At 70.1% G+C, this 15,717-nt stretch carries 15 protein-coding genes; 5 read left to right on the top strand and 10 right to left on the bottom strand.

Translation table 11 applies throughout. The features are described 5' to 3' along the window. The first annotated feature begins 497 nt into the window (after positions 1-497). Positions 498-980: a DUF5994 family protein gene (locus AC5WS8_RS34395; RefSeq protein WP_351222838.1), complete on the top strand. Its 483-nt coding sequence runs from the start codon at positions 498-500 to the stop codon at positions 978-980. A 52-nt stretch (positions 981-1,032) separates the two neighbouring features. Here the strand turns inward: AC5WS8_RS34395 and AC5WS8_RS34390 are convergent, their stop codons facing one another. From AC5WS8_RS34390 to AC5WS8_RS34365, 6 genes are all read right to left on the bottom strand, one after another. Then, positions 1,033-2,226, bottom strand: a complete 1,194-nt coding sequence (locus tag AC5WS8_RS34390; protein WP_388798103.1) for a PP2C family protein-serine/threonine phosphatase — start codon at positions 2,224-2,226, stop codon at positions 1,033-1,035. A 132-nt stretch (positions 2,227-2,358) separates the two neighbouring features. Further along, complete coding sequence (locus AC5WS8_RS34385; protein WP_496107441.1) at positions 2,359-2,805, bottom strand: DUF5994 family protein; 447 nt, start codon at positions 2,803-2,805, stop codon at positions 2,359-2,361. A gap of 321 nt (positions 2,806-3,126) precedes the next feature. Further along, on the bottom strand, positions 3,127-4,101 hold the full coding sequence (locus tag AC5WS8_RS34380) for an STAS domain-containing protein (RefSeq protein WP_079133892.1): 975 nt from the start codon (positions 4,099-4,101) through the stop codon (positions 3,127-3,129). A 665-nt stretch (positions 4,102-4,766) separates the two neighbouring features. Beyond that, positions 4,767-5,810 (bottom strand): serine hydrolase domain-containing protein, encoded by a 1,044-nt coding sequence (locus AC5WS8_RS34375; RefSeq protein ID WP_399774692.1) that lies wholly within the window; start codon positions 5,808-5,810, stop codon positions 4,767-4,769. A 74-nt stretch (positions 5,811-5,884) separates the two neighbouring features. After that, positions 5,885-6,460 (bottom strand): NUDIX domain-containing protein, encoded by a 576-nt coding sequence (locus AC5WS8_RS34370; RefSeq protein WP_496107440.1) that lies wholly within the window; start codon positions 6,458-6,460, stop codon positions 5,885-5,887. Position 6,461: 1 nt separating this feature from the next. Further along, entirely contained in the window at positions 6,462-7,817 is a 1,356-nt protein-coding gene (locus AC5WS8_RS34365; protein WP_496107439.1) for an NsdA family TPR-like regulatory protein, read from the bottom strand. A gap of 225 nt (positions 7,818-8,042) precedes the next feature. On the opposite strand from AC5WS8_RS34365, the gene AC5WS8_RS34360 reads away from it, so the two are divergent. The 4 genes from AC5WS8_RS34360 to AC5WS8_RS34345 all read left to right on the top strand — a co-directional run bounded on the left by AC5WS8_RS34360 (position 8,043) and on the right by AC5WS8_RS34345 (position 11,074). Further along, on the top strand, positions 8,043-8,792 hold the full coding sequence (locus AC5WS8_RS34360) for a hypothetical protein (protein WP_399774698.1): 750 nt from the start codon (positions 8,043-8,045) through the stop codon (positions 8,790-8,792). Between the two features lie 73 nt (positions 8,793-8,865). Beyond that, positions 8,866-9,777 carry a phosphotransferase family protein gene (locus AC5WS8_RS34355; RefSeq protein ID WP_399774700.1) on the top strand — a complete coding sequence of 304 codons (912 nt, stop codon included), beginning with the start codon at positions 8,866-8,868 and terminating at the stop codon, positions 9,775-9,777. Next, positions 9,778-10,470 carry a class I SAM-dependent methyltransferase gene (locus AC5WS8_RS34350; protein ID WP_496107438.1) on the top strand — a complete coding sequence of 231 codons (693 nt, stop codon included), beginning with the start codon at positions 9,778-9,780 and terminating at the stop codon, positions 10,468-10,470. A gap of 25 nt (positions 10,471-10,495) precedes the next feature. Then, positions 10,496-11,074: an HAD domain-containing protein gene (locus AC5WS8_RS34345; protein WP_399774704.1), complete on the top strand. Its 579-nt coding sequence runs from the start codon at positions 10,496-10,498 to the stop codon at positions 11,072-11,074. 79 nt (positions 11,075-11,153) lie between these two features. Here the strand turns inward: AC5WS8_RS34345 and AC5WS8_RS34340 are convergent, their stop codons facing one another. The 4 genes from AC5WS8_RS34340 to AC5WS8_RS34325 all read right to left on the bottom strand — a co-directional run. Next, positions 11,154-12,827 (bottom strand): relaxase/mobilization nuclease domain-containing protein, encoded by a 1,674-nt coding sequence (locus tag AC5WS8_RS34340; protein WP_496107437.1) that lies wholly within the window; start codon positions 12,825-12,827, stop codon positions 11,154-11,156. Beyond that, positions 12,824-13,474, bottom strand: a complete 651-nt coding sequence (locus AC5WS8_RS34335) for a MobC family plasmid mobilization relaxosome protein (protein ID WP_496107436.1) — start codon at positions 13,472-13,474, stop codon at positions 12,824-12,826. The genes AC5WS8_RS34340 and AC5WS8_RS34335 overlap by 4 nt, the downstream gene beginning before the upstream one ends. Before the next feature lie 119 nt (positions 13,475-13,593). Continuing rightward, entirely contained in the window at positions 13,594-14,439 is an 846-nt protein-coding gene (locus AC5WS8_RS34330) for a DUF2637 domain-containing protein (protein ID WP_496107486.1), read from the bottom strand. Between the two features lie 220 nt (positions 14,440-14,659). Continuing rightward, positions 14,660-15,717, bottom strand: a 1,058-nt coding sequence (locus AC5WS8_RS34325) for a DUF3631 domain-containing protein (RefSeq protein WP_496107435.1), incomplete at its 5' end; no start/stop codon positions are given.

Here is a 15,717-nt window from a genome sequence, read left to right as displayed (position 1 = left end):
GTGCCCTGGCGCCCTGACGGCCCCTCTCCGCACATGACGAGGCGGGGTCGTAAGACCCCGCCCGAAACCGGCGAAACCCCAGCTCACGGCCACACCAGGCAATAAGGCTGATGCCCCGCCTCATGCAGCCGATGGCTGAAGTCCTGCCACTCGTGCAGCGAATGGGAGGGGCGGGGCGCTGGCCTGGGGTTTCTCTGTGAAGCGTGCGTTGACCTGCGGAAACACTCCTCGGTAGTTCTCACGGGTCAACGCCGTTTCCCGGACTCATGTGCCCTGGATGTGCCCTCCGGGGACCTGGCTGGGGAGGCGTTCATGCCCAGTTTTCGCGCCTAGGGAGCTCTCGACATGCGACGGACGTCCTGTGTGCTGCATCCGTTCCCTCCGGGGCCGGACGAGGGGGAGCTTCGGAGATGCCCGTCGCGCGTGACACCAGGAGTAACGTGGCAGGTGCGAGGCGGAGTCCCGTCGTCGCACCAGCCCTCAGACGGGTGGTCATCATGACCAGCTCGGATACACCACCTGTTCCCCGGCGTCTGCCCAGCGGCGTCCACGAGGCGGTGTGGCCAGGGTGTGCGCTTCTCCGGCTGGAAACGACCGAATCACGCGAAGGCGTCCTCGACGGCGCGTGGTGGCCGCGCTCGCGCGACATCGGTGCTGAGCTGCCCGCGCTCCTGAGCGCCCTCATTGCCCACCTCGGCCCCGTGACCCGTGTGGGACTGGACACCGCGGCCTGGGAAGGTCTCCCGACGCGTATCGCCGTGGACGACCGGGTGGTGCACATCGATGCCTTCCCGGTCGGTGACGACACGGTCCTGATTACCCGGGGCGACACGGACATCTTCTCTCTGCTCGTGGTCCCGCCGGACGCGGCACCGGACGCCGCCCGCGCCGCGATGGCCCAGGCGGTCCGGGCAGACAACATCAGCCAGGCGGAACAGATTCTCATCGACACCGGGAGCGGGCACGGTTCGCCGGGCTGACGGGCCTGCCGCTGGGCGTGACCGGCCGAGCGGTGTCGGACGGCGGGGGAGATCAGCCGCGCCACTCCACCATGAGCAGCGTTGCGTCATCGCTGGTCTGTCCGCCCCGCGCCTGCTTGAGCGTGTGGGACAGGGAGCGCGTCACCGCCCGGATGCCGCGGCCGGTCCTCTCCAGATGGTTCACGCAGTCGATCAGCTGGTCCTCCCCGAACTCCTCCCCACCGCTCCTGTGCTCCTCGACCACTCCGTCGGTGAAGCAGAGGACTCGGTCCCCGGGTACCAGCCCCAGCTCGCTGATCCGGGGCTCCGAACCACCGAGGCCGACGGGGAGGGTCGTCGGGGCGGCCAGACGCCGCGCGACGCGGTGGTCGCGGACGAGGATCGGCGGCGGGTGTCCGGCGTTGACCCACTGCACCCGTCCCGTCGTCGTGTCCAGCTGCATCATCTGCGCGGTGACGAAATGCTCGGGACCGAATTGCCTGGCCACGGCGCGGTCCATGAACGCGTAGATCTCCGACAGTCCGATGCCGGCGCGGCGGGCGTGGCGGTAGGCGCCGATGGCCACCGTGGCCATGGTGGCTGCGTCCAGTCCGTGGCCCATCGCGTCGATCATGGCCACGTGGAGGACGTCGTGGTTGAGCGCGTAGTCGAAGCTGTCGCCGCCCACGTCGTAGGCGGGTTCCAGGATCCCGGCCACAGCGACCCGGGGCATGATCATCGCAAGCGGTGGCAGCAGTGACCACTGGATCTCCGCGGCGACGCTCATCGCCTCACCGCGTCGGACGTCGAAGAACAGGTCGGAGTAGCCGTGCTTGGTCACCAGAAGGTCGGCCACCAGGCCGGAGATCCTGAGCAGCAGGCGGCGGTCGTGGGCGTCGATGCTGTCCAGCGTCACCGCCATGACCCCTACCTGGTCACCGCCGTCCAGCAGAGGCAGATGGATCCGGACGCCGTCTTCCTGGGGCACCTCCACGGGGACCGCGTCGAGAAAGCAGCGGCCCGCCTCGGAGTCGTCGATAACCTGCGGTTCCCCGCCGGCGAGGCACTCACCGGGCAGCGGTACGAGCAGCAGCTGGCCGTAGTCCTGCAACAGCACCTGTGGACGGCGGCCACCGAGCCGCTCCACGACGTCGGCGACCAGGGGCCCGATGAGGTGGGGCGGGAGTTCGTGCGCGCTGTCGAGGATCTTTCCCAGGAGAGCTTCCCCGAAGCTTTCGGACCGGTCCGTACGCTGTACTGCCGTCATCCCCTCACCTGCCGCGGTCACGCTTCGTGTGGGGGCGGGCCAGGATGACGAAGGGTCTGTCGGTGCCATGGCTCCATCACGGGGTCGTGGACGCCCGGCCTGCCGGCCACGGAGTCGGCCGGGTCGGGCTGCTCATCTCGGTCCGGCTCCGCCTTCCGACTCCCAAGCGTTCTGTCCGTCGAGGCCGCTCTCGGCGAGTGCCAGCAGGCGCGGAGCCGACAGTGGGTTCCCGGCGTCGGCGGCGGCGGTCAGCAGCCTGGTGGCTACTCCGACCGGCTCGTCCGGGGGGATCACCAGCAGTTCCCAGCGTCCCACGGTGCCGCAGTCCACGGTGATGGCATGCGCCTCGGCGGCCGAATCGGTCAGGACCACCTCGATCACGTGGCCGGGCGCCATCACCTCCTGCGGAGCATCGGGCCAGGCGGCGGACCCCACGGTAACGCGGGTGACGGTGCCGCTGCTCGGATCCAGAAAACCGACCAGCGCGGGCAATTCGAGTTCGAGTGCGTCGCAGCGCGGCCACCATGCGCCGTCCAGCGGGCCATGGCTGACGTCCGGCGTGAGGCGCAGCCGGGGCATGGGCATCCGGTAGGAGTGTCCGTAACCTGGCGCGGTACCTTCGGCGGGCTTTGTGATGGCGTTCATCGTGCGATCCCGTTCCGGGCGCTGCTTTCCGGCTGCCCGTGTCAGTCACTCGCCGGGAACGGCGCCGCCGTGGTCGTACGCCCGGAAGTTCTCGGTACCTCCCACGCTACTCCCAGCCGTGGCGGGCGGCGTGGTGCGCAGCCATCGCGCCGAGAGGCAGGCAGCCATCGCGTGGAGGCACCTCGGTACGGCGGACGACGGGTCACGTGACCGCCCCGGCCGGTACGACCGCCGGCTCATCGCTCCTCTGCCACGTCATCGGCGTGCCGAGGGCTGCCCTTCGGCGGACAGGGTCAACACGCAGGGGGCTACGGAGCCGGGCAGCCCGACGACCTCACCCATGTTCTGCCAGCCCCAGGACGAGAAGGCGGCTTGTCCTGCCCGGTCGGCAGGATGCAGCAGGGTGATCCCGAGGGAGGAGTGCAGCTCTGTGAGCAGACGCTGTTGCAGCCGGCGGGCGATGTCGCGGTGCTGAACGTGCGGGTGGGCCACGACCTGGGTGAGGACGACGAACCGTGCGCGGGAGGTGAGCCGCTGGATGATCTCCTGGAGCGTTCCGTCGGACCCCCGGCTGCCGGGGCCTTCAGAGCCCATCGGAAAACCGAAGGCGCAACCGACCAGCACCGTCGTCTCGGCGACCAGCAGGGCGAAGCCGGGGCGGCGGGCGGTGATCGACAAGCGGTGCAGGAAGTCCCCGCGGTTGTGGTACCGCTCGCCCGTGGTGCCTGCGACGGACTCCGCAGCCAGGTCCGCGATGTCTGCGCCCATGTCTTCTGCCTGCCAGCGGGTCAGCCGACGAAGGCGGATCCCGTCCTTGAGGACCGGCTGGTCCGGTCGGCGAGCGGAGTCCTCGGGCGCCCCCGTCGCCGCACTCATGAAGCCGTCGGATGCGGCGGGCGGCACGGGACTCGCGGGGGCCGTAGGGAGCAGCGAAGTCGATCCCGTGGCATCGAGGACCCGGGTGATCTGAGCGCACGGATGGTGCAGCCGCAGGCGAGCGTGGACCCGGCCGGCGCGCTGTGCTGCCGACAGGAGGACGTCCAAGCCCCTGGCGTCGCAGGAGCCGACTGTGGTCAGGTCGATGTCGATCACGGTGACACCGTCCAGCAGACACTGCTCCACTGCGGCCCGCAGCAGCGGCGTCGTGGCCGGCCCGATGTCGCCGGCAAGCGTGACGAGCGTCCGCTCTCCTCGGTTTCGCCGATGGATGTCCAGCCGGGAAAAGGTCATCACGTCTCCCCTCGGCGAGGTTGCGGACCTGCACGGGCGCTCAGCGCGACCCTTGCCGTGATGAGCTTGCGCTGAGTTGCTTCGACCGCGGCGTACATGGCCCCGACCCGTCTCCGCGCCGACCGCTGGGGCGGCCCGGATTCACTCGTCTCTCGCCGAGGACGACCCGGCGTGGTCGCCCGGAGTGCGTGATGCCCTCGGTACTTCAACCGTACGTCTGCCGCAACCGGAAGCGGCTGGGTCGAAGGGCGCGGCACGGTAGGGGCCGCGTCACTTGAAAGGCCGTTCTCATATCCGGGCCCTCACTCCGACGCCAGGACAAACGCCCGGATCAGGTGGGAACCCGTACACCACTTCCCAGGACGCAACCGCTGCTGGTACGTGTGCACCTCACAGCCGAGGGCCGGCAGGGTAAGGGGGCACCACCTCGCCCCTGCCCTGTCGCGACAGGTGCCCGGATGCGCGCCGCTCTGGACACAACACTGGCCGCCGCGCAGTTCCCCTGGACACAGCACAACACTGCCGCCCGCGATCGAAGCCGGGCGGCAGAGCGGGCGGACGAATTGAATGCCAGCTCACTTCCGAACCCACACGCGACACGACCTCCACTCACCGGGTCTCCGAACCCATTCGAGCGAAACGTCGCACGCCAGGAGGATCGGTCCCTACGTGAAAGCCAGCTTTCGAAAGGCGTTGCGGACACCAGTCAGCGGTTCGCGGTCACGGGTGTAGTAGAGCTTGTTGGTCAGAAGCACCGCCCAGCGACCCTCGGTAGGGGAGATCCACATGCCCGTGCCGGTGAAGCCGTAGTGGACCCAGACGTCCTCCTCGGCAGTGGTGCCGGGAGCCGGGTGCCAGAACAGGCCACGAGCTGGCTGGAGATCACCCGTCTGGATGGCCAGGGAGCGGGTGATCCACTCGGCCCCGAAGCCAGCCCGGAACTGGGAAGCGGCAGGGGCGAGCATGTACCGCAGGACGGCAGCCAGGTCGTCGAGCACGGTGAAGACGCCTGCGATCCCGCAGATGCCGCCGAGGAGGCGGGCCGAGAAGTCGTGGGCGACTCCCTTGAGGTGAGTGTCGGTTTCTTGGTCGAGTTCGGTGGGAGCGCAGCGGGCGGCGAGGTCGGCGGGGAGGGGGCCGAAGCGGGTGCCGGCCATGCCCAGCGGGTGCCAGGTGCGGGCGGTGGCCAGCTGGTCCAAGCGGCGGCCGGAGAGGTGTTCGGCGAGGTAGCCGAGGATGAGGGCGGCCCGGTCGGTGTACTCGACGGCTTCGCCGGGCGAGCGGTGGAGTGGCTCGTGCAGTACGCCGTGGCGGATGTCGTCCGGATTGGTGCCGTAGAGGTTCTTCAGCTGAGCTCGCAGTGGGACGCCGGCGGTGTGTGTCAGCAGTTGCTGGGCGGTGACGGCGCCGAGGGGGTGTCCGGTGACCTCTTGCCAGAAGTTGCCGAGCGGCTCGTCGAGGTCAAGGGTGCCGTCCTCCCACAGGGCGCCGGTGGAGGACCAGACGGCCAGGATCTTGGTGAGGCTGGCGGCGTCGAAGACGGTGTCGGTGCGCATCGGCACGTCCGGCTCGTCGGGGTCGAGGACGCCGGTGGCGCCCTGGGCGAGGGTGCCGGTGGCGTCGCCGAGGGCCCACACGGCGCCTGGGTACACCTTGTCGCGGAGTCCCTCGTCGAGCAGGGCTTCGATGCGGTCGCGGTCGTACGTCATGGTCTCCCTCTTCACCGACGTGTCTTGTCGGGCGTTCACTGAGGAAACCTGGGAACGCTGAACGCGGTCACTCATCACACCGTGGGGCGAGACGCTTTCCCGGAAAAGGCGCTCAGTTGGTTCCAGCCGTCCAGCGACACCTGGGGCCCGCCGCTGAGGTAGCGGTGGAGGGCGCTGGCGGTGGTCTCGACGAATTCGTCGGGGATGGCGTGGGCATCGACCCAGCGGACTTGGGCGTGCTTGCGCGGTTCGCGGTTTTCGGGCTCGCCGGACCATTCGTCGGCGACGAAGACGACGGTGAGGAAGCCGTTGGGGGCTTCCACACCCCAGGCGCCGTGGATGATGTGGGCGACCTTGAGCGCTTCTGGCTTGACGGTCAGACCGGTCTCTTCGTACAGCTCGCGGACGGCCGTCGCGGTGATCGGCTCGCCGGGCTCGCTCTTGCCGACGGGGAGGTCCCACCTGCCCTTGGCGAATTTGGCCTGGTCGCTGCGCTGGAGGAGGACCACGCGGTCGGTGGCCTTGTCGTGGACGATGACGGCGGCGACCAGCAAGGTCATGGATTCCAGGGCGGGCCTGAGCGCCTCGCGCTGGTCATCGGTTGTCGGCTGAGCCACGGGGGTCCCTTCGTCGGCGGGATTGGTGGGCATGTTAGGCGAGCGCCTCACGGGCGCGGCGGGCGAGTTCGGCGGCGCCGGGTACTTTGCGCCGCTGGTAGACCGCCAGGGTCGAGCGAATGGAGGTGATCGCCTTGCGGGTGCGGTCGGAGGTCATGCCGTCCATCAGCGTGAGAGCCTCGCTCCAGGCGGCGACCGCCTCATCGGCGCGGGCCTGGACGGCGAGGCTGTCGCCGAGGTCGGCGTATGTGAGGGCGTGGACGCGCTTGTACTTCTCAGGATCCCAGCGGACGAGCGCGTCGCGGTGCTGTTGCTCCGTACCGACGTGATCGGCGAGGTCGGTGAGAGTACGGGCCGTGTGGCTGGCGACGGTGCCGGCAGCGGGTCCGCTGACGAGGGAGAAGCTGGGTTGTGGCCCGTCGTCGCGGAGCAGAGCGTCTTCGGCGGCGAGCAGGGCGCGGGCCGCTGCGGGTTTCTCGTGGACTGCGGCGAAGGCGCGGGCGTGGGTGATGTGGAGTAGTGCCTCGGTCTGACCGTCCACGTGGCCGAGTCCACGGCGGAGGGCGCCTTCCACAAGGTCGACGCAGTGGTGGGGCTGCTTGAGGCTGAGGGCCTGGTGGGCGAGGGCGCGCATCATCCAGGCGGCGTGGCCGTGCGCATCGGCTTCGCAGGCGAGTTGGTAGCCGACCTGGTAGTAGCGCTGGGCGGCACCTTCGTGGCCGAGGTCGTGGTGCTTCCAGCCCGCGAGATAGGCCAGCTCGGCGACGGCGCCGAAGGCTGCTCGGCGTAAGGCTTCAGAGGCGAAGCGGGCACGCAGCATGGGGGCGGCGGTGTCGGCGAGGTAGGCGGTAACGGTGGTCAGCCCGTGGCCGCCGCCCAGGCGTTCGTCGGCCGCGCTGAACGCGGCGGTGATCTGGCGGACAACGTCGACGTCTTCCGCTCCCACCAGCGCCCGGCCCGTGCGTGTGCGGAGCATCCGTGATGCGGCTTCGTGGTCGTAGGCCAGGGGCATGGCCACGCCTGCGGTGGTGAAGGCGGCCACGGCGAGGAAGCGGCGCCGTTCCATGTCGGCGCGGCCCAGGTGGGTGACCGTGACGACGGGATCGGGGTCGTCAGGGACGGCGACCTCGGGGTCGCGTAGGCCGATCTCGGTGAGGGTTACGGGGCAGCCGGCCCGGCGGGAGAGGGCCTCCGCCAGGTAACGGCCGGTCCGTCCGGTGGGCTGACGCGTGCCATTTACCCAGTGGGAGATCGCCGACTTGTTGGTGTGGATGATCTCGCCGTTCTCCGCGGCGATCCGGCGCACGTCCTTGGCCAGCGCGTCGTAGGTGCAGCCGATCGCGTCGATGGCCTCGCGTAAACAGACATTGGGCCTGTTGGGTGCCGCCATGACCTCCTCCGTCCTGGGGCTGTAAACCGTGTATACCGCTTGGCCTTGCCCACACCGTACCCACTGTGCGTGACGGACTGTTCACTTAATCACAGCCGCCCGGAACTGCCCGACTGCAGTCCTGGTTCTCCCCACGGCTCCGGGCGGCTCCCTGAAGTTCCGTACGCCCGCTCCGGGTTCGGGCACTCCTGTGCCCGAACCCGGCCGATCAGAGACGGAGACACGGTGACCACCATCGACACCAAGGCCATCACGGTCGAACTGCCGCAGGCGTTCGACGAGCGCTGGAGCCGCCTGCCGGGCATCCAGGTCGACGGCCGGCGCATCACGATCGACCCGGCCGAGTACTTCTTCCGCTTCGAGTCGAATACCTGGCTCGTCGCTGACTGGGACTTGGTCAAGTCCCAGCTCCTGGACGCGCGGGAGACCACCGAGAGCGCGGTCGAGCAGCTCGCGCTGGACTTCATCAAGACCCACGGTGAGTCCACCTCGGACGCCGCCCGCGTGCTGGCGACCGCCTACGAGGTCTACGCCTACCTGTTCCGCGACGAGCACCTCGCCGGCCTCGGCCTGCCGCAGATCACCGCCGAGCACCTGCGCATGCTGCGCGAGGCGGCCACGCTCATGGCACTCAACAAGGTCGAGCTGGACGGGCACATCTCCAACGTCGGCCCGTGCTGGTTCTTCCCCGCCGCCACCTCGGTCGTCTTCGACCTGGACGACGAGATGGGCGGGATGCTGGACGAGGTCTACCACGGCGGCTGGTTCAACGAGCACCGCCGCATCGAGTCCATCAAGGCCCACGCCGCCCTCGGCGGACGCCTGGTGCACGGCTGCCAGTCCGTGCCGGACCAGTCCGGCGGCGTCGTCGCGCCCTACGGTGCGTCGATGGCGAACTTCCGTGGCGACCTGGCCGCCTTCAAGGCCGGCTGGATCGAGCAGGTCTACGCCCAGCGCGTGGCCCCCGCCGCGTAACGCCCAGCAGCAAGGCTCCGGGGCGGGCAGGCTCGCTCGCCCTGGATGCCGCCACCACCGTGATGGAGTCCTCGTGAACGAGAACCTGACCACCGATCTCCTCGCCAACCTGTGCATCGTCGCGAACCAGACCACCGCCAAGCGCGAGGAGGTGAGGGTGTGGTCGATGTCCGGCGTCGAACGCGTGACCTTTCCCGACGGCAGCACGCGGATCTTCAAGTACGCCAAAAGGCCCTTCGACAGCGAGGACCAGGCTCTACGACTGGCCGACACCCTCGGCATCCCCGTCCCGAAGGTCTACCACTCGGTCCGGATCGAGGGCTGGCTCGGCATGTTCCTGGAAGACCTCGGCACTCCTACCCGGGAAGCGGACGATCTCGACGGCGCCGCTGCGGCCGTGGTCCTCCACCGCACCCGCACTGCCGGCGCGCTGCCTGTACTGCACGAGGAAGGGCTGCGGGCCCTGCCCGGCCGCGCCCTGGACCACCTCGACCAGCTCCGCAAGGCCGACCGCTGGCCGGACACCGGCGACATCGAGCACGCCCTCGACCAGATCGCCCAGGCCGCTGGCACCCGCGCACGAGGAACTACCGTCGCCCCGTTCGGCTGGGTGCACTCCGAGTTTCACCCCACCAGCCTCCACATCGGCCGGCGCGGCTGGCGCCTGCTGGACTTCGCCCGCGCCTTCACCGGACCGGGCCTGCTCGACCTCGCCAGCTGGCACGGCACCCTCGACGACCCCGACCCCGTATGCGTGCGCGTCTTCCTGGAGTCCTACGTCACCGAGGGCGGTACTCCCGACGCCCTCGCCGAGCGCGGTGGCCTGCCCGCCGAGAAGTGGGCGCTGGGATGGCACCGCATGTGGGCCGTCGAGTGGTTCATGGAGCAGTCCATCCGCTGGATCAACGACCCCGCCACCGATCCCACCTACATCAAGGTCGTACGCCGACACCTCACCGACGCCCTCCAGCTCCTGGAGGTGTAAGTGCTCGCCCAAGCTTCCCCCTGGTACGCCCACGCCCTCCAGCGCACGGCCGCGGGTCCGGCCGAGCCGCTCGCCCCACCGCCGCGGATGGAGTGGACCACACGGCCGGGCATTGGGCCCGGAGCCGAAATCCTCGGCTCCGACCTGCGCCGCAAGCGCGTGGTGGAACTCGGTTGCGGCCCCGGCCACAACGCCGCCTACCTCGCCACCCGGCACGCGGCCCACGTCACCGGCGTCGACCTGGTCGGCTTGCAAGTCCGTCGCGCCCGCTCACACTACGGACGGCTGAACAACCTCACCTTCGTCGCCGGCCACGCCCTGCACTGCCTGCACACCTCCGACGAGCAGTTCGGCGCGATCTACTCCGTATTCGGAGCTGTCGGCCTCGTCGCCCCCGAACTCCTGCTCCCCGCCATCACCCACCGCCTCAAGCCCGGCTGCACCCTGGCCTTCTCCGTCCCCCACCCCCAGCGCGGCGGTCGACCGCCCTCCGCAGACGACCGCCCCCGCCGCGACCACGTCACGCTGCCCGACCGCACCCGCCTGCCCGTCGCGCGCTGGGACTTCGACGCTGCCCGCTGGGAGAAGCACCTCGGCCGCGCGGGCCTGTGGCTCGCCTCGGCCCAGGAGTTCCACGACCCCCGACAGGGCCGCTGGCCCACCACCCTGCTGATCACCGCGCGCAAGCTCTGACCCTCGGCTCCCCGTGGAGGAATCGATGCGCCCGCCCTACCTGCTCCTCGACATCGACGGCGTCCTCATACCCTTCCCCGACGCGGACGGCGCCACCCCGGCCTCCCACGTTCGCCACGACGTCGTCCCCACCGGCCGCAGCGCAGACGACCCGGTCACCATCTGGCTCAACCCCGACCACGGCCCCATGCTCATGGACGTGATCCGTACGGGCCTGATCACACCGATCTGGTGTACGAGCTGGAGGCAGGACGCCACCACGCTGATCGGCCCACTCCTCGACCTCCCGCCCCTGCCGCACGTCGACCTGCCACGCCCCGACATCACCACCAGCCATCCCAACGGCTATCTGTGGAAACGCGACCACGTCGACGCCTGGCTGGGCGACGAGCCCGCTGTGTGGATCGACGACGACTTCACCGGCCTCGACCACGAATGGTCAGCCGAGCGTGTCGCCCGCGGCCTGCCAACTCTCCTCATCCAGCCCAATCCCCGAGTAGGTATCGAGCCACAGCACCTGGCCGAGATCTCGGCATGGGCCACGGAGGTTTCGGCACTCCGCGCAAGCGTGTCCTTGACTCCGCGTGGGGCTGAAGCCGCATAGGTAGAGGTAGAGGCGGCTGCCGCGAATCCCCCGCCGGCTGGTGTCGCCACGCATGGCTCGTACGGGTGGCCGTCGTCCCTCATAGCGGTCGTCGTCGCTGCTCGCGACGTGCCGGTCGCGCTGGCGCGCTCGTGTGGGCTTGGGCGGCTCGTGCTCGGGCGCTGGGCACCTGCCGGGCGGCCAGGCGTTGGATGCGCCAGGTGAGGGTGCTGGCGGTGGAGCGGGCGTCGTCCAGGGCGCGTTGCCGTGCGGTGTGCTGGAGGAGCTGTTCGGGGTCGTGGCCGGCGTTCTCGGCTTCGGTCAGGGCGGCGGCCAGTGCCGGCCAGGCGGGGTCGTCGAGGATCTGCTGGGCGTGGTCGGGCAGGATCACGAGGATGCGCTGGGTGTGCCGTTCTATGGTGCGGGCCGGTGGTTGGCGCTGAGCCAGGGCGGCCAGCGGCCCGGCAGCAGCCTGTCGGTAGGCGGTCTGGAGATGGGCCAGGGTCTGGTGGGCGGCGGCGACCTGCTGGTTGTGCCGGCGGGCTTGGTGCCAGCGAGCTGTGGCGATGACGATGAGGACGGCGATGTCGAGGAACATCGCCAGCCCGGAGCCGTCGCTGGTGACCGGCGCGGTGCGCAGGGCTCGGACGGCACCCCGCAGGGCGCGGGCCTGGTCCTGCTGGGCGCGGATGCGGGAGCGGGTGGCGCGCTCGAAGGCGACGGCGGCCTGCTGCAGATGTGGCCGCAGGTGGCTGGGGGCGAGCAGCGGCAGGACGTCGATGGCTTCGCCGAGCGCAGCGATGTGGGCCTGGGCGGCTTCGTCGTCGCCGTGGTCGAGGTGGTGGAGGATGCGCTCGGCTGCTGCCGTGGCCTGGTGCCACGGGTTGGGCCTGCGTCGGCTGCCCGGCTCCGCTGCGGGCGGGGCATCGATGGCGGTGAGGCGTTCGCGGATCTTGGGGAAGGACAGGTCGGGGGCGAGTTTGGCGCCGGAGAACCAGATCGGCTCGCCGGCGGCGTTGATGTCGCCTTCCACGGCGACCTTGTACCCGCGCACGTCACCGGAGGGAAAGTGCTGCACGTCCACAAGGACGCCCTCGACGCCGTCGAGCAGAAGGAGGAATTCCTCCGGGCTGGTGGCGATGGACACTAGCTGGCGGACGGTGGTGCGCAGGCGTTCGCGGGAGGTCTGGGTCTTGCCGGCGCGGCGGGCTTTCTCCGTCTCGGCGCGGGTGGGGCGCTTGGCGGCGGTGCGGTCGCCGCGCACGACCTGCTTGAGGCCGTATTCCTTCTCGATGGCGGCGAGTTCCTTGTCGGCGGTCAGGTAGTCGTTCCAGTGGCGGGCGGTGCGCAGGTCGCCACGGACCTTGGTGGCGGCGATGTGGATGTGGTCGTCGGCGTGGCGGACGGCGACCCACCGGCACCCGTCCGGATCGCCTTGTGGCGCGATGCCAGTGGCCGCCACAACGCGGCGCGCGATGTCCGCCCACTCGGCGTCGGTGAGGTGCCGGTCGCCGGGGGCGGCACGTACCGAGCAGTGCCACACGTGCCGCTCGGGCGCCCGGCCCAGTCGGCGGGCTTGCTTAACCCGCAGGTCGAGGTCGGCCACGAGCCGCTTCTTTGTGGCGTCGAAGCCGTCGGCGCGGCCGGGATCGGGAGCGAAGCCGTCCCAGGAAGCGACCAGGTGCGGGTCGGTGTGGTCCTTGGCCTTCTTCGTGTCGAACAGATACCGGATCAGGCCGGCGGTGCTCTTGCCGCTGCCGATCTTGGCGATCACCAGGCCGCCTTCACGGAGACGGCGTGGTTCATGGTCTGCGCGATGTCGCTGATGGCGCCGCGGACGGCGACCAGGGTGCGTTCGGTCTGGGCGAGGACGGTGGCGTCCACAGGGTGTGGATCGCCTCCGGCGTTGAGGCGGTGCGCGATCTGGTTGACGTTGTTGCCGATGCGCGCGACTTCGGCCCGTAGGGCGTCGAGCTTGTCGAGGCAGTCATCGAGCTGGGTGCGCTGCCCGGCCAGGCCCACGGCGAGATCACCGTCGAGGTAGGCCGTGATCACGGCGCCGACGAGGTGGGCGCCGGCGATGCCCATCTTGCGGGCACGGGTAAGGATCCGGGCCTTCTCATCGCTGCTGTAGCGGACATCGACACGTTGCTTGCGCTGGACGCTCTCGCGGGTACGGTGGCGAGCGATGCGACGCAGGGTGACTTCGTCGGCGGGGGCGGCGGGCGACTGTTCGGCTGCGTCGCCGGGCGTTACCTCCTCGGGCACCCCCTGGTGCCCGAGGTCCTCCGCCACCCCCGGGGCGGAGGTGCCTGCGTCGGACCGGCCCTTGGACGGTCCAACGCCATACCTTGCTGCGCTGGTGGCGATGGTCATCATCTGCGTCCGGTCGGTGGCGAGTTCGGGGTGCTGGTCGTGCATTGAGGGGTTCTCCGTGCGGTGTTGGGGGGCGAGGCCGTGTCGCCTAGTGGGCCGCTCGTCCCCGCTCCGGGCTGTGCGGGAACGAGCGGAGGGGGTCGATCGGGGTGGGGCGGCGGTCCTCAGCGCGTGCCGACGGGGGCCGTGTCGGGCTCGGCCTGTCGCTGGCGGGCAGCCCGGTCGAGGCGGTCCTTGAGCTGAGTGAGACGGTCCTTGCCGATGCGGTACTCAGCGGCTCGGATGGCCGCCTCGATGTTGCGGCGTGAGGCACGGTCCCCGCGTCCCAGCGGTGCGGTGCGGGCGATGGCGAGGAGTTCGTCGAAGGTGACATCCCGTTCGTGGCCCTCGTCTTTGGAGAGCGGCTTCGGGGCCCGCGGCACGTTGGCGGCTGCCTCCGCCAGGTCTGGGCGCTCGGCCACGTCACGCGAGCTCTGTGCCTCCTTCGGCAGGAAGTCATCGTCTTGCGAACGGGCAGGCCGCATGGCGCTGTGCGTGCCGTTGTGGCTGTGGCCAGAGGAGTTGTGGCCCGGTGTGGCGGCGGCCTCTTCGCGCAGACTCGTGGGGTGGCGGCGGATGACGAGGTCGAGGTGGACCGCGCCGGCCAGGGCGAGCGGAGCTATCGCGGACAGGGCGCCGACGGTGACATCGTCCAGATGGAGCCCGGCGGTGTGTGCCTGCTGGTTGAGGCGGACGGCGTGCAGAGCGTTCGCCCAGATGCTCGTGACGGTGGCGAGGCCGACCAGTGCCCAGACGTACAGGCGAGAACGCCAGGGCGCGGTACGGAGGATGAGCAGGGCGGCGACGCCGATGGCGATGAACCCGTCGATCACGAGGGGGAAGGCGTAGGTGAGGACTCCGCGGATGTGGATGGCGACGGCCATCTGCCGCAGGGCGTCGTAGGAGAGGGCGAAGCCGATCGTGCCGACCAGGGCGACCCCGAGGCGGATCGCTACGGTCACTGGCGGCACGGGGGCTTGGGCGGTGCGTGAGGGCAAGCGTGGTACTCCAGGGGGAGACGGGTGCCTAGGCACGGTGCGGGGTTGCCAGTGGGGAGGGCGGCGGACTCGTCGCACCCGTCGCATGCCTGGTCAGGGCAGGTACGGGAACCTGGCGTGATACGGGAGGACCCGTCACAGTTGCCGGACCCGTCACGGGGATGACCTGCGGTGCGACGTGTGCGACGGGTGTTTACGGGTGTACGGCCGACCCGTGACGTGTGGTCTCACCGCCGTCGGGTGGCTGCTCCTCGGGGCAGTAGCGGGCCCAGGCATCGGTGAACTGTGCGTGGGTGAATCCCCGGGCCTGCCGTCCGCCTTCGAAGCGGAGGACGGCTGCCTGGATACCGAAGTCCTTCAGCAGGATCCCCAGGTAGCGCGGGGTCAGACCGGTGTTGCGGTACTCCGCCCACGGCGCCTCCTGGTCCTTGAGTAGCTCTTCCAGTAGGTCCCGCGTGCGCACGGTGTCAGGATCGCCGTAGCACGCGAAGACGCGGCGGATGTCCTTCAGCAGGCGTGTCTTCACGTTGGACTCGTCGTCCTGGCCGACCTCGGCGGCACACATGGCCACGCACGCTTCGCGTGCTCGCTCCGGCCAGGAGTCGCCTGCCAGTTCGGCGACGACCACCAGCGGTTCCCAGGTGTCGGCCGCACGGTCCTGCACCGGCATCGGCGGCACCAGGTCGGCTGCGGTGTCCATCAGCGGGCGCAGCCAGGCAGTCAGCCGGTCACGTAGGGCGTGCAGGGCGGGTATGTCGCGGCGGGAGCGGAACTGTTCCACCCGCTCACCTGGCTTGCGCCGCTGCATTCGGATCACCACGGCCCGGTCCATGACCGTGTCCGGCAGGTCCCCGATGCCGGCGAGCGCGGCCATGGCGAAGGTGGGGAACGCCTGCGGCTTGTGCTCCGGCCCGGAGATCCGCAGGGCGGGCCGGTTGCGCTGGTGGCCGGCGTTGAGGAGGCCACGCAGCTCCTCGTTCTTTTCGGCGGCCTTGATGCTGCCGAAGATGGTGTCGGCCTCGTCCACCAGCAGGGTGGGCGGGTCCGCACCGATGGCGCGGAAGACCACCGCCGGGCTGGTGTTGACCGTGATCAGCGGCTCGCGCACAGTCTCGGTGAGCACGTCCAGCAGGCGGGACTTACCGCACCGCTTCGCAGGCCCGACCACGGCGAGGCGAGGTGCGTGCTGGAGGGCGGGCTGGATGTGCGTGGCCGCCACCCACAGCGTGACGGCGGTCAGCGCCTCACTGC

This window comes from Streptomyces sp. PTL18, from assembly GCF_059510295.1.
This window is presented reverse-complemented; position numbering and strand designations above follow the sequence as displayed.